Raw genomic sequence first — 14192 nt, 5'->3', positions numbered from 1 at the left:
ATCGCCGTCAGGCGGGGCCCGGATCGCCGTCAGGCAGGGCGCAGCGCGCGGCCGGGGGTGGCGCCGGTGAGTTCGCCGTCGCGCAGCACCGGCACGCCGCCGACGAGCACGTCGTCCACGCCCACGGCGAGCGACCGGGGCTTCTCGTAGGTCGCCGTGTCCGCCACGGTGGCCGGGTCGACGACGACCAGGTCCGCGACCTGGCCGCGCCGTACGAGGCCGCGGTCGGGCAGCCGGAAGCGGCGCGCCGGGTGCGAGGCCAGGTGCACGGCGGCCTGTTCCCAGGTGAGGTCGCCGAGTTCGCGCACGTGCCGGCCGAGATAACGGGCGAACGCGCCGAAGCCGCGCGGATGGGGATGGCCGCCCACGTAGATGCCGTCGGAGCCGCCGGTGTGGCCGGGGTCGCGCATGACGGCGCGCACCGACTCCTCCCCCGCCGGGCCCTCGTCGGGGCGGGCCTGCACGCAGCCCGCCTGGAGCCGGGTCTTCACCAGCAGCACCCGGCAGAACTCCGCGGGGGCGGCGCCGTACTCGGCCGCGGCGGCGGGCAGGGTCATCCCCTCGGCCCACTCGAACCCGGGGGCGTGCGAGAGGGTGATCCGCGGCCACAGGTCGTCGCGTCCCGCCCACTCCGCGTCGAGACGTTCACGCTCGGGTGACATCTCGGCGGACAGCATCGCCACGGCGAGGCCGGGGTCGGCGGCGGGCACCCACGGCGGCAGCGTCACCATCGCCAGGATCGTGCTGGCCCGCAGGTAGGGGTAGGTGTCGAAGGTCAGGTCGACGTCCTGCCGCCGGGCGTCCTCGACCAGGGGCAGCAGGGTGGAGGCCGGGCCGTGGAGGTGCGAGACGTGCACGGCCGCGCCGGACCGGCGGGCGATCTCGACGACCTCCGCCATCCCCACCGGCGCGGACGCCCCGTAGGCGCGCATGTGGGTCACGTACGGCCGACCGCCCAGCGGCGCGCACAACGCCGCCAGTTCGGCGGCGTCGGCGTACCGGCCGGGGGCGTACTCGAGGCCCGACGACAGTCCGGCCGCCCCTTCGGCCAGGCCCGTCTCGACCGCGCGCAGCATGGCCCGCAGTTCGTCCCCGTCCGCGGCCCGCTCCGCGGGTCCCATCACGTCGAACCGGATCGTCGCGTGCGGCAGCAGGTAGACGGTGTTGAGCGCGGTCCTGCCGTCGTATCCGGCGAGCAGGCCGGCGACGCTCACCGGCCCGTCCACGTGCGGGTGCGGGCCGTTGACCGCCGCGAAGTAGCGGCTCGCGTACGCGAAGGCGGCCGGGGAGGTGGCCGGCGCGAACGACAGCCCGTCCTGGCCCAGCACGAACGTCGTGACCCCCTGCCGCAGCGCGGCGTGCTGCACGAAAGGGTCGAACACGGCCGCGTCGCCGTGCGCGTGGCAGTCGACCAGGCCCGGCAGCACGAACCTGCCCGCCGCGTCGATCCGCGTCGCCGCCTCGGCCGCGCCGAGGCGGCCCACTGCCTCGACCCGGCCCCCGCGGACACCGACGTCGGCGCGGAACGCGGGGGCTCCGGTGCCGTCCACGACGCGGCCACCGCTGATCAGCACATCGAAGGTCACGTCCCGATTAGATCAGTCGTACGGGCCGGGCACACGCGACGAGCCCGGACAGTCGCCGGGCCGCACGACGGGCCGCCGCTCCAGCACCTCCCGGGCGCGGGCCCGGGCGAGGTTCCAGCCGTTCCAGGGGTCCGGCGCGGACAGGTCGTTGACCGCCACCACCTCGCTCAGCACGCAGCTGCGGTCCGGCTCGGGCAGGTGGTCGAGGATCGGCACGGCCTCCGCGCCGAGGTCGCTCACATAGCCGTGGTCGAGCCGCTCCACGCCCCGGACCGTCAGCTGGGTCTCGGCCACCCGCGCGTCGGGGTCCCACACCGCGAACGCCAGCAGCGACACCCCGGAGAGCAGCACGAGCGCGCGGAAGAACCACGACGTGCCGCCACCCGACAGGCGCACCGCTCCCGTCGCCAGCACCAGCACGAACACCGCGCCGAGCCACCAGATCGTCGCCTCCACCGAGGCCCGCAGCCGCGACAGGCCGTACGCGTCGGTGTAGAGGCCGAGCCGGTGCAGCGCCGAGGCGAGGATGACCAGCGTGAACGCGCACAGCAGGCCGAGCAGCGCGGCGAGCAGCCAGCGGTCGGCCCTGCTCTCGCGGCGCAGCAGGGCGACCGCGGCCGCCACGATACCGAGCACGAAGACGCTGACCGTGACGAGTTCGAAGAAGCCCGATCTCGCGTACTGCGCGTAAGTGAGCCCCGCCGTCGTCAGCACCCTGCGGCTCCCGCCGAACAGCACCGTGATCTGCACGGTCACGAACGCCGCGAACAGCAGGTTCAGCCCAAGCAGGGGGATCACCCACACCTGCCGGCCGAGGGACATCCGCAGGTCGGGCGCGGCGGGCTCGGCCACCGGCCGCAGGCCCACCAGCACGGCCGCCGCGGCCAGCGCCGCGAACACGCAGAACACGAAGACCCGGAACGGCAGGCTCTGCGCCCATTCGGGTGTCCGCAGCAGGTCGCTGAGGAAGGCCGAGAAGACGGCGTCGGCGGAGGAGAACAGCAGGCCGAAGACGGCCAGCAGGACGACGGTCACGACGGCGCTGACCACCGTGGGCAGCATCCGGCGCCGGGTCAGGCTCCGGAGCGGCCCGGCCAGGAACCACGGCAGCGGCAGCACCGCGAACGCGACCGAGACCCCTCCCCTGATCACCGCCAGCCAGCCCCGCCCGCCGCCCGACACCGCGAGCGACCCGACTCCGAACGCGGCCAGCAGCGCCGGCGCGACCAGCCAGTCGGCGTCGCGGAAGAGCGCCACGGCGACCAGCGCGTACGCCAGGAGGCCGAAGGCCACCGTCCACGGCGTGATCCGGCCGCGCCGGAGCGGCAGCACCGCCGGGAACGCCGCCGCGCCCATGGCGATCGCCGTCAGCACGAAGCCCAGCCCGGGCGACGCGTCCGGCAGGGCGACGGCGGCGACCAGGCCGGCCGCCGCGGCGGCCGGCAGCAGCCATCGGGGCGCGTCCGGCAGTTGCGGCCGCGGGAACAGCGGCGGCGGCACGTACGCGGGCGGCGGCGGATATCGCCCCGGCCCCTGCGGGCCGGTCGCGGGCGGCTCCGGGGGGACCGGCCGCTGCTCGGCGGGGCCGGTGAGCAGCGGTGGCGGCGGGGAGGGGCTCACGCCCTGGGCGCCGGTTTCTGCGGAGCCCATGCGAGCGACCGGCACGGGCTGCGGCACGGGTGGCGGCGGTACTGAGCCGTGCCAGGACGACGGCGGCGCGAACGCCGCCGCAGCGCGCCGGGCCGACTCCGAGCCGCGCATCACTCCCGCGATCGTGCCGACGACGGTGAACAGCATCAGCGCTATGACGCCCAGACCGAGGAAGACCGAGACGATCAGGCCGGTGAGGAATCCGGCGAACATGCCGACGCCCGCCCCCAGCGCCACACGTGCCATGTGCCCGGCGCGGTCGTAGCCAGGGTGTGGCGCGGGCATGGGGGGCGCGGGCATGGGGGGCGCGGGCATGGGGGGGCCGGAGCCCGCGACCGCCGCGGCCGCGTACGGCTGGTCCGCTCGCGTGTGGACGAGGTCGGGCCGCCGGGGCTCCTTCCGGTCCGCGCCGTCGCCGGCACCACCCGGGAAGCCGCCGTGGTCCCCGGGCCTGGGGTCGCCGCCTTCCGCGGTCGCAGTCCCCGGGGACGCCGCCGGGGCGGCAAGAAAGGGCTCCGGTCTGAGGGACTCATCCCTGAGAGGCTCCGGCCCGAGGGACTCCGGCCCGAGAGGCTCCGCACTCTCCCCCTGCCGGTCCTCCGGCCGCTCGCCACCCCCGTCCGGGGTCCCGGGCGAGGACGCCCCCGCCTCCTCGCCGCGCACGCCCTCGTTCCGCGCGTCCTGCGCACCGGTGTCCCCCGGCCCCCCGGCCGCGACGAGGGCGCCTTGTGTGAGGTCAGCGCCGTCCCCCCCGGCTGAACCCTTCCCCTCGGGCTGGCCGGCGGTGCGGCCCACGCCCGCTTTCCGGACGTCCATGTCTCCCTTTCCGGCGTGGACGGGTCCGTCCGCGCTCTCCGCTGCCGCAGGCTCCCCGTGACGCGGCAGCACGACGACCATCCGGCACCCCGGGGCCGTCCCCAGGGCTCCCCCTCTGGGCCGTTTCGCGGCCGGGACCGGATCCGTCACCGCGATCGACCCGCCGTGCAACTCGACGATCTCCTTGGCGATGGCGAGCCCGAGCCCGGCCCCGCCCGCGTCGGCGGCGCGTCCGGCGTCGAGCCGCGAGAAGCGTTCGAACACCCGGGCCCGCTCCGCCGGCGGGATGCCGGGACCGTCGTCGGTCACGCTGATCTCCAGGTTCGCCCCGGCCGGCCGGGCCGCCACCAGGACCGTGCCGCCGGGCGGGCTGTGCCGTACGGCGTTGTCGAGCAGGTTGGCCAGCACCTGGGCGAGCAGGGCCGCGTCGGCGGACAGCACCGTCCCCGGCGTGACCGCGCTCACCACCGTGACGTCGTCACGCGCGAGAGCCGCCTCCGAGACGGCCTGGCGGCACAACGACGCCAGGTCCAGTTCCTCCGGCTCGATCAGCCGCGCCCCCGAGTCGAGCCGCGACAGGTCGAGGAGCTGGGCCACCAGGCGGCCGAGCCGCTGCGTCTGGGCGAGGGCCGTGCCCAGGGTGTCGAGGTCGGGCGGCGTGACGCCGTCCACGACGTTCTCCAGCACGGCCTGCAGACCGGTGATCGGCGTGCGCAGCTCGTGGCTGACGTTGGCCACCAGTTCGCGCCGTTGGCGATCGACCTCGGCGAGGTCGGCCGCCATGGCGTTGAAGGCTCGCGCCAGCTCCCCCACCTCGTCCCGGGAGGTCGCGCTCACGCGCAGGCCGTAGCGGCCCTTGGCGATCGTCTGCGCGGCGGCGGCCATCTCGCGCAACGGCCGGGTCATGCCGCGGGCGAGGAGCTGCACCATGATCATCGCGAGCACGACGGCGATCGCGATCCTGAGGTCCCGGGACAGGCCGGAGTTGATGCCGACCTCGTTGACGACGAACGCCGCGACCACGGCGAGCACGATCACGATGCCGAGCTTGACCTTGATCCGGCCGAGGAAGTCGAGCGGCCTCAACGCCTAACTCTCCCTGATGAGATGTCACTGGCGGACGAGCGCGTATCCCACGCCGTGGACGGTGCGGACGACCTCCGGGCCGAGCTTGCGGCGCAGCGCGCGGACGTGGCTGTCCACGGTCCGGGTCGCGGCGGCCTCCGAGAAGCCCCAGATGTCCGACAGCAGCCGCTCGCGCTCGAAGACCTGGCCAGGCCGCTCGGCGAGACGCCGCAGCAGGTCGAACTCGGTCCGGGTGAGCTGGGCCTCGGCCCCGCGGACGAACACGCGGCGCTCGGCCGTGTTGATCTCGACGTCGCCGACCCGGATTACGGTGTCCTCGTGGGCCAGCAGGCTGGCCCGCTCCACCCGCCGCAGCAGCGCGTGGATCCTCGCGACGAGCTCCCGCATGCTGAACGGTTTGGTGATGTAGTCGTCGGCCCCCACTCCCAGGCCGACCAGCACATCCGTCTCCTCGCCGAGCGCGGTGAGCATGAGCACCGGCACCGGCCGGGCGGCCTGCATCCTGCGGCACACCTCGAGCCCGTCCAGGCCCGGCAGCAGCCGGTCGAGGACCACGACGTCGGGCTCCGCCTTCGCGTAGGCCGCGAGCGCCCCCTCGCCGTCGCTCGCGACGCGTACGTCGAAGCCCTCCGCCGCGAGCCGGAGTCGTACGGCGTTCGCGATCGTGTCGTCGTCCTCGACCACGAGGACGCGGCGTTGCTGAGGGGTAGCCATGGACGGAAGCGTAGATGCCCTCTGTGCAGAGCCGTCGTCCGGAAATGTGCAGATCCCGTGCATCGGTGGACGCCGGCCGCCCGAGCCGGCCGTGCCGGGCCCGCTGGCCCGGGGATCGGCTTCGTGAGCGAATCCGCAGGTCAGGGGTTTCGCTCCCCGGTTGCGGGTAGCCCCGATATGACCAGGAAGGAGGCGCTAATGGACCGCCAGTCAAGGCCGGAGACCATGCGGGAGAACGACGTGATCGATCTCCTGACGCAGCAGCACGTTCTCATCCGGGAGCTGTTCGACGAGGTCGACAGAGGCCAGGGGGAGCAGCGCAAGGAGGCCTTCAGCCGCCTTGTCCGCCTGCTCGCCGTCCACGAGACGGCGGAGGAGGAGATCGTCCACCCCTACGCGCGGCGCAAGCTGGTCGGCGGCGACACGATCGTGGACAACCGCCTCCAGGAGGAGGAAGAGGCGAAGGAGATGCTCAGCCGCCTCGACGACATGGACGTGACGACGCCGGAGTTCTCCCAGGAGCTGGAGAGACTGCGGGCCGCCGTGTTCGCCCACGCCGCCGCCGAGGAGCGCTACGAGTTCTCCGAGCTCAAGGCGAGCACCTCCGAGGGCGAGCGCAGGGCGATGGCCGTGGGCGTCAAGGCAGCCGAGGCGATGGCTCCCACGCACCCGCACCCCGGGGTCGAATCGGCGACGGAGAACATCCTCATGGGGACGCCGATCGCGATCATGGACCGCGCTCGCGACCTGATCCGTAAGGCGATGGGCAAGTCGGAGTCCGGCGAAGGCTGAGTCTGCGGGCGGGCCGCCGTACGGGAACGGAGTCCGTCCCGTCGGCATCGGGAGCGCGGCCCATGCCCGAGACCGGGGAGCGAGCGCGGCGCCGCGGAGCCGGGCGAGACGATCACTCGTCTTCCGGCACCGCGGCGCCACGCCGCGCGAGGGCGCCGGCCGGGACCGTGCCGCCCGGCCGCGGGCGGTCGCGGAACTCGGACGGGACGCCGGACGTTCTCCCAGGCGACGCGGGACGACGCCCCGCGCCGGACCCGACACGAAAGGCCTGACGATGTCGCCACTGGGCAAGTACTACGTGGGCGCGGCGGTGGTGGCCGTGCTGGTCTTCATCCTTCCGGTGCCGACGCTCCTGGCCTGGCTGATCGCGATCGGCGCGCTGGGGGCGCCGGTCGTCGCCTACTTCATGCTCGACGAGTCGCAGCGGGCGCGGCTGCGGCGCATCCGCCGCCGCCAGATCGGCCGCTGAGGCCTGACGGAGACGAGCCACGAGACGACCGAAGAAGGGAAACGGCCGGGCCGCCCTCGCGGCGCCCGGCCGTTCCGCTTCGCTCAGGAAGCGGTGGCGATCCTCCTGCGGACCCGCTCGGTGACGTTCCGCTCCAGGACGAAGGACAGGAACGGGATCGTGCCCGCGATGAGCACCAGCAGCAGGTAGCCCACCGACCAGCGGGCCTTGATCAGGCCCAGGTTGATCGCGGCCACCAGATAGACCATGTACAGGAAGCCGTGGATCGGCCCGACGACCGCGACCATCGTGCCGCTGTCGAAGCCGTACTTGACGACCATGGCGGCACACAGCACGAGCAGCATCACGCCGACGATGTACGCCATGACGCGATAGAAATTGAGCGCGGATTCCACGTCGATCATTACCTCTGCTGGGAAACGGTCACCACACGATATCCGTGCCGCCCGGCGGTCCCCGCTCCAGGGCCGATCAGGCCTCCACGTGCGCGGCGGGCTCGGCCGGTTGCGGTTCCTCGCGCTCCCGCTCCCGCTGCCCGCGCAGGGCGTCGCGTACGAAGTGGAACCACATGTACACGGCGAACAGCGCGAAGATCCACCACTGGAGGGCGTAGGCCAGGTTGCGCCAGGTGAAACCGCCGCCCTCGGTCGGCGGCGACACGGCTACCGGCGTGACGCGGGACGGCGGCTCCTGCGCGGCCGCGACGACGAACCCGTCCCGCACCCGCGCGTCCGGCCACACGTTGATCAGCTCCGCCGTCGACACCGTCGCCACCTGTCCGCGTGGCAGGTTCCCGCTGCGCATCACGTCGTCGGTCTGCTCGGCCGGCCGCAGCCGCCCTGTCACGGTCACGGTGCCCCCGGGCACTGCCGTGGCGGGATCGGCCGCCGTGGGAACCCAGCCGCGTACGACGGGGACGACCGTGCCGTCCGCGAGCCGCAGCGGCGTGAGCAGCCAGAACCCGCTCCCCCGGGCCGCCCGGCCGCCGGGGGCGGCGACGTCGGCGACCCGGTCGGCCACCAGCAGCTGTTTCGCGGCGTCGTAGGTCCCCGTCGCGGTCACCCTGCGGCTGATCGCGGTGCCGCTGATGTGCTGTCCCACCCGGGCCAGCTCGGTGACGGCCACGGGCGCGGGGTCGGGGGCCCGTCGTGGGGCGCCCGACGCCTCGAAGACGCCGAGCTGCCAGCGGCCGAGGAAGGTGAAGGACACGAGCACCCCGATGACCAGCAGGTGCAGGGCCACCAGCCGGGGAGCCAGGAGGGTGCGGAGCATGGATACAACGCTATCCGCCGCCCACACCGGTCCGGCATCCGCGCCGGTGCCTGGGATGAACACCAAGGCCTCTCCAGGAGAGGGCAAAATCCGACAAATCACAGCCAGAGCGCACCATGTGTCGCTAGAGTCATGCCCATGTCCGACCCTCAGATCGACCCGGCCGGAAACACCCAGGCTTTCCGGGCGTTCGCGCAGCAGCAGGACACGGAGGCCTCCAAGGAGCAGCCGTCCCGCCTGCCGATATGGATCGCCGTCGGTGCGGCGCTCGTCGTGATCCTCGCCGTGGTGGCATACCTCCTGGTTCGCTGACATACCTGTACCAGCCGCCGACGACCGCGCCCGTCGGCGGCTTTGTCATGCCCGCCGACGGTTCGACCGCCCGCCGGCACGACATACAGTGACGGAGTGCCGGCGGCGTCCTCACGACCAGACGCACCGGACCCGACCCTGGACCGGGTACGACTCCACGAATACATTGGACGCATCTTCCAATAGGACGGGGAGGACGCATGCCCAGTCCGGGCGTCACGATCATCGGTTCCGGGTTCGCCGGGCTGTGCATGGCCATCAAGCTCAAGGAAGCCGGCTATCACGACTTCGTGATCCTGGAGAAGGCCGGCGAGCTCGGCGGCACGTGGCGGGACAACACCTATCCCGGCTGCGCCTGTGACGTCCCCTCGCCGCTGTACTCCTTCTCGTTCGAGCTCAACCCCGGCTGGTCGCGGCTGTTCTCCCCGCAGGAGGAGATCTGGGACTACATGCGGGCCTGCGCCCGCAAGTACGGCCTGGAACCCTACCTGCGGTTCGGCAAGGAGGTCTGCGGGCTGGAGTACGACGACGAGCGGGCCCTGTGGCGGGTGTCGACCGGCGACGGGGAGACGTTCGAGACCCATGCCGTCGTGTCCGGCATCGGCGCTCTGCACGTGCCGTCCTTCCCCGACATCCCGGGCCGTGAGCGTTTCACCGGCGCGGCGTTCCACTCCGCCCAGTGGGACCACTCGGTGAATTTGAACGGCAAGCGCGTCGCGGTCATCGGCACCGGCGCGTCGGCGGTGCAGTTCGTCCCGGTCGTCGCCGAGCAGGCGAGCCGGCTCACCGTCTTCCAGCGCACTCCGCCGTGGATCCAGCCCAGGCCGGACCTGCCGATCGACGGGCGGCTGAAGCGGGCCATGGAGGCGCCCGGCGGCGCCCGGCTGCTGCGCGACGCCGTCTACTGGCTGCTGGAGACCCGGGCCGTGGGCTTCACGATCAGCCCCCGGCTGATGAAGGTCCACCAGGCGATGGCCGAGCGGCACCTGGCCCGGCAGGTGCCCGACCCCGGGCTGCGCGCGAAGCTGACGCCCGGCTACACCATCGGCTGCAAGCGAATTCTGCAGTCCAACGACTACTATCCCGCGCTGACCAGGGACAACGTCGAGCTGGTCACCGACCGGATCACCGAGATCAGGGAGCGGTCGGTCGTGGACGCCGCGGGGCGCGAGCACGAGGTCGACGTGATCGTGTACGGCACCGGATTCCGGGTGGTCGACTCCCTCAACGAGCAGCGCATCGTCGGCAGGAACGGCGTCAAGATCCAGGACGCGTGGCGCGACGGGGTCGAGGCCTACTACGGGATCACGACCGCGGGCTTCCCCAACCTGTTCCTCCTGCTCGGCCCCAACACCGGTCTCGGGCACACCTCGGTCGTCTTCATGATCGAGTCGCAGGTCCGGTACGTCATGGACTGCCTGCGGCTGCTGTCGAAGACCAAGGCGAAAGCCCTGGACGTACGGCCGTCGGCGCAGCGGGCCTACAACGAGCGCCTGCAGCGGCGGCTCGACCGGCTGGTGTGGAGCGAGGGCGGCTGCACGAGCTGGTACCTCGACGAGCACGGCAGGAACCGCACGCTGTGGCCCGGCTTCACCTTCGAATACTGGGCGCGGACCCGGAAGGTGAAGCCGACGGCCTACGAGCTCATCGGCGCCCCAAGCTGAGTGAACAAGCTGAGCGGATCAGCGACGCGGGTCGACCACGAGGGCGCTGCCCCCGCCACGCCTGGCGGGCTCGGCGACCGCCTGGACGCGGCCGTTCCGCAGGAACTCCAGGCCGGTCGCCGCGCCGATCTCCCCCTTGGGCGGCCCGGGGACGTCCGTCAGCGTGTGACCGAGCGCGGTCAGCTCCGCGCCGTACCGCTCGGTGAACGCGGGCTCGGCCTGGGTGGCGGCGGTGTTGCGCTGCGAGGCGCGCGGCGCGGCCACGGCCTCCGGGAGCGACATGCCGAAGTCGAGCCGGTTCACCAGGATCTGCAGCACGGTCGTGATGATCGTCGAGCCGCCGGGTGAGCCGACGGCGAGCAGCGGCCTGCCGTCCTTGAACACGATCGTCGGAGCCATCGACGACCTCGGGCGCTTGCCGGGAGCGGGCAGGTTGGGGTCGCCCGGCGCCGGGCCGAAGGTGAAGTCGGTCAGCTCGTTGTTGAGCAGGACGCCGCGGCCCGGCACCACGATCCCGCTGCCGCCGGTCTGCTCGATCGTGATGGTGTAGGCCGCCACGTCGCCCCACCGGTCGGTCACCACGAGATGGGTGGTCTCGGGCCCGTCCTTCTTCTCCTCGGGGACCGAAACCCCCGAAGCCCCCGGCGTCGCGGAGGGGCACGGCGCGTAGGAGCCGTCGGGCGAACCCGGCGCGGCCGGGTGCGCCATCGCGCGCGGGCCGATCAGGCAGGCGCGCTCCTTGGCGAACCCGTCGGACAGCAGCTGCTCCAGCGGCACGTCCACGTACGCCGGGTCGCCGACGTAGGCGTTGCGGTCGGCGTAGGCGAGCCGGGACGCCTCCAGGTATTCGTGCAGACCGACCTTCGGCAGGGCCTCCAGGATCTTCAGCGCCTCCCCCACCGTGGATCCGCCGGACGACGGCGGCGCCATGCCGTACACGTCGAGGCCCTTGTACGCGACCTTGGTGGGCGGCCGTTCGAGCGCCCGGTAGGCCCTGAGGTCGGAAACCTCCATCAGGCCGCTCCTGACGTTCCTGGTGGCCCCCTGGCGCACCGGCGGCTTCTTCACGGTGGCGACGATCTCCCGGCCGAACGCGCCGCCGTACAACCAGGCCGGACCGCGGATGCCCAGCTCACGGTAGGTGCGCGCGAGGTCGGGGTTGCGGAAGACCGATCCGACCGGCGGCGGCTGCCCGCCGGGCAGGTAGAGCGAGGCGGTCGAGGTGAAGTCGGCGAACCGGCCGGCGTTCTGCTCCGTCTGGTCGTGGAACGTCTGGTCGACGACGAAGCCCTTCTCGGCGATCTCGATCGCGGGCCGCAGCACCTGCCGCAGCGACATCGTGCCGTAACGGCGCAGCGCCGTGTCCCACTGCGCCACGCTGCCCGGGACGCCGACCGACAGCCCGCTGGTGACGGCCTCGTCGAACGGGATGCCCTGGAACGCCGTCGAGGTCATCGCCCGCGGGGCGGTCTCCCGCCCGTCGATCGTGGTCACCTTCCGCTTGCGGGCGTCGTAGTAGACGATGAAGCCGCCCCCGGTCAGCCCGGCCGAGTAGGGCTCGGTCACGCCCAGCGCCGCCGCTCCCGCCACCGTCGCGTCCATCGCGTTGCCGCCCTGGCGCAGCACCGAGAGCGCGGCCCTGCTCGCGTCCAGGTCCACAGTGGCCACGGCCCCGCCGTACCCCTCCGCGACCGGCCGCTTGACCTCCGCCCCGGATCCCACCGCCGCGGCGTGGGCGGGCGGCGCGAGGAAGCCCGCGAACGTGACCAGTCCCAGCGACGCGACGACGACGCTCCTCATGCCCCGGCACCTCCACCACGACGTGACCGATCACTCCAGCATGACTCACGACAGTCAGAATCGCTGCGGGATTGTCCGCTTTTGGACGCCGATCCGGCCGAGCGCCCCGACATGCGAAGCGGGGAAACGCGGCTACTCCTTCCGGCGTACGGCGGGCTGCCGCACCAGGCGGATGCGGTGACCAGCGGCGATGGCCTACCGTGCGGGGGTGCGTTCCCGTTCCGCGATGTACCACCGCATCGATCCCGTTCTGCCGGTCATCATCGGGATCCTCCAGGTGTTCCTGACCTTGGGCGCCCAGTACTGGCAGTTGCGGAACTCCGACCTCGGGCGGGTGCCGCTGGACTGGTGGGGCTACGCGCTGCTGCTGGTCGGACCGCTCGCGATCGGGCTGCGCCGGCGGGCGCCGGTCGGCGTGCTGGTCGTCACGCTCACCTCGACCTCGGTCTACATGCTGCTCGGCTACGCGTACGGGCCGGTGTTCCTCAGCCCGATCATCGTGATATTCAACGCGGTGCTGTCGGGGCACCGTCGCGCGGCGTGGCTGTCGTCGGGGGCGTTCTTCCTTTTCGTGGTCGTCTACGCCACCTGGTTCATCCCCCACCGGGCGAGTCTCTTCCATCACACCGCGGTCGCGGCCTACCTGCTGCTCACGCTCACCGTGGCGGAGTTCCACCGGATGCGCCGCGAGCGCCTCGCCGAACGCGAGCGGGTCGCGCGGGAGGAGTCCCGGCGGCAGGCGAGCGAGGAACGTCTCACCATGGCCCAGGAGCTGCACGACGTGCTCGCCCACAACATCTCGCTGATCCACGTGCAGGCGTCCACCGCCCTGCACCTCCTGGACGACCACCCCGAGCAGGCCCGCACCGCGCTGACCACGATCAAGCAGGCGTCCAAGGACGTGCTGACCGAGATGCGCGGCGTGCTGAGCCTGCTCAGGGACGGCGCGCCGCGCTCCCCCATGGCCGGGATGGCCCACCTGGCCGACCTCGCCGAGCGCAGCGGCCTGCCGGTCACGCTGGAGGTCACCGGGCAGGCGCACCCGCTGCCCGCCGGGATCGACCGGGCCGGCTACCGGATCGTGCAGGAGTCGCTGACCAACGTCTCGCGGCACGCGCCCGGCTCGCGGGTGACCGTACGCGTGACGTACGCGCCGGAGGAGCTGGCCGTGGTGGTCGAGGACGACGGCGCGGGAACGGCGCGCGCCGAGGCGGGCCTCGGCAGCGGCAACGGCATCCCCGGCATGCGCGAGCGGGCCGCGGCGCTCGGCGGGTCGCTGGCCGCGGGCCCCCGCCCCGGTGGCGGCTTCCGTGTCGAGGCCCGCCTTCCCCTGCCCCCGTCCGCCACCCAGAAGGAGCCGAAGTGATACGCGTCCTGCTCGCCGACGACCAGGCACTGGTCCGGGCCGGGTTCCGGGCCCTGCTCGACGCGCAGGAGGGCATGACCGTCGTCGGCGAGGCCGGCGACGGCGAGCAGGCCGTCCTGCTCACCCGCGAGCTGCGTCCCGACGTGGTGCTGATGGACATCCGCATGCCCGGCACCGACGGCCTGACGGCCACCCGTCGCATCGGCGACGACCCCGCCCTCACCGACGTGAAGATCGTCATGCTCACCACGTTCGAGCTGGACGAGTACGTCTTCGAGGCCCTGCGTGGCGGCGCGAGCGGCTTCCTGGTCAAGGACACCGAGCCGGCCGAGCTGATCCAAGCCGTCCGGGTGGTGGCCTCCGGCGACGCCCTGCTGTCCCCCGGCGTGACGCGCAGGCTCATCGCCGAGTACGTCGCCCGCGCCAAGGAGCCCGGCATCGCGACCCGCCTCGACCCGCTCACCGAACGGGAGCGCGAGGTGCTCGCGCTCGTGGGCACCGGCATGACCAACGACGAGATCGCCGCCAGGCTCTACATGTCCCCGGCGACGGCCAAGACCCACGTGAGCCGCACGATGAGCAAGCTCCACGCCCGCGACCGGGCCCAGCTCGTCGTCATCGCGTACGAGTCGGGCCTGGTCAAACCCGGCTGGCTCTGAGACGCC

General features: G+C 72.8%; 12 protein-coding genes. 6 read left to right on the top strand and 6 right to left on the bottom strand.

Annotated features, from left to right (window positions below):
• Positions 1-29 precede the first annotated feature (29 nt).
• The 3 genes from ABZ860_RS35990 to ABZ860_RS35980 are packed head-to-tail and all read right to left on the bottom strand — an operon-like array spanning position 30 to position 5852.
• Positions 30-1586, bottom strand: a complete 1557-nt coding sequence (locus ABZ860_RS35990; RefSeq protein WP_357229223.1) for an amidohydrolase family protein — start codon at positions 1584-1586, stop codon at positions 30-32.
• A gap of 12 nt (positions 1587-1598) precedes the next feature.
• Complete coding sequence (locus tag ABZ860_RS35985; protein ID WP_357229221.1) at positions 1599-5138, bottom strand: DUF4153 domain-containing protein; 3540 nt, start codon at positions 5136-5138, stop codon at positions 1599-1601.
• A gap of 24 nt (positions 5139-5162) precedes the next feature.
• On the bottom strand, positions 5163-5852 hold the full coding sequence (locus ABZ860_RS35980; RefSeq protein ID WP_357229219.1) for a response regulator transcription factor: 690 nt from the start codon (positions 5850-5852) through the stop codon (positions 5163-5165).
• Positions 5853-6050: 198 nt separating this feature from the next.
• On the opposite strand from ABZ860_RS35980, the gene ABZ860_RS35975 reads away from it, so the two are divergent.
• Together ABZ860_RS35975 and ABZ860_RS35970 are read left to right on the top strand one after the other, a co-directional pair.
• Positions 6051-6644 carry a hemerythrin domain-containing protein gene (locus ABZ860_RS35975; RefSeq protein WP_357229217.1) on the top strand — a complete coding sequence of 198 codons (594 nt, stop codon included), beginning with the start codon at positions 6051-6053 and terminating at the stop codon, positions 6642-6644.
• 274 nt (positions 6645-6918) lie between these two features.
• Entirely contained in the window at positions 6919-7113 is a 195-nt protein-coding gene (locus ABZ860_RS35970; protein ID WP_357229214.1) for a hypothetical protein, read from the top strand.
• A gap of 83 nt (positions 7114-7196) precedes the next feature.
• On the opposite strand, the gene ABZ860_RS35965 is transcribed toward ABZ860_RS35970, so the two are convergent.
• Both ABZ860_RS35965 and ABZ860_RS35960 read right to left on the bottom strand, forming a co-directional pair.
• Positions 7197-7517 carry a DUF3817 domain-containing protein gene (locus ABZ860_RS35965; protein ID WP_357229211.1) on the bottom strand — a complete coding sequence of 107 codons (321 nt, stop codon included), beginning with the start codon at positions 7515-7517 and terminating at the stop codon, positions 7197-7199.
• 67 nt (positions 7518-7584) lie between these two features.
• Positions 7585-8385, bottom strand: coding sequence for an SURF1 family protein (locus tag ABZ860_RS35960; RefSeq protein WP_357229208.1), 801 nt, complete (start codon positions 8383-8385; stop codon positions 7585-7587).
• A gap of 138 nt (positions 8386-8523) precedes the next feature.
• Between ABZ860_RS35960 and ABZ860_RS35955 the strand changes: the two genes are divergently transcribed.
• Positions 8524-8697 (top strand): hypothetical protein, encoded by a 174-nt coding sequence (locus ABZ860_RS35955; protein WP_185949583.1) that lies wholly within the window; start codon positions 8524-8526, stop codon positions 8695-8697.
• 200 nt (positions 8698-8897) lie between these two features.
• Complete coding sequence (locus tag ABZ860_RS35950; RefSeq protein WP_357229205.1) at positions 8898-10361, top strand: NAD(P)/FAD-dependent oxidoreductase; 1464 nt, start codon at positions 8898-8900, stop codon at positions 10359-10361.
• An 18-nt stretch (positions 10362-10379) separates the two neighbouring features.
• Here ABZ860_RS35950 and ggt read toward each other — a convergent pair whose 3' ends face one another.
• Positions 10380-12161, bottom strand: a complete 1782-nt coding sequence (gene ggt / locus ABZ860_RS35945; RefSeq protein ID WP_357229202.1) for a gamma-glutamyltransferase — start codon at positions 12159-12161, stop codon at positions 10380-10382.
• 208 nt (positions 12162-12369) lie between these two features.
• Between ggt and ABZ860_RS35940 the strand changes: the two genes are divergently transcribed.
• Both ABZ860_RS35940 and ABZ860_RS35935 read left to right on the top strand, forming a co-directional pair.
• On the top strand, positions 12370-13527 hold the full coding sequence (locus tag ABZ860_RS35940) for a histidine kinase (protein ID WP_357229199.1): 1158 nt from the start codon (positions 12370-12372) through the stop codon (positions 13525-13527).
• Entirely contained in the window at positions 13524-14186 is a 663-nt protein-coding gene (locus tag ABZ860_RS35935; RefSeq protein WP_357229196.1) for a response regulator transcription factor, read from the top strand. Before ABZ860_RS35940 ends, ABZ860_RS35935 begins: the two co-directional genes overlap by 4 nt.
• Positions 14187-14192: the final 6 nt, after the last annotated feature.

The sequence above is a fragment of the Microbispora sp. NPDC046973 genome (assembly GCF_040644495.1).
GTDB lineage: Bacteria > Actinomycetota > Actinomycetes > Streptosporangiales > Streptosporangiaceae > Microbispora.
This window is presented reverse-complemented; position numbering and strand designations above follow the sequence as displayed.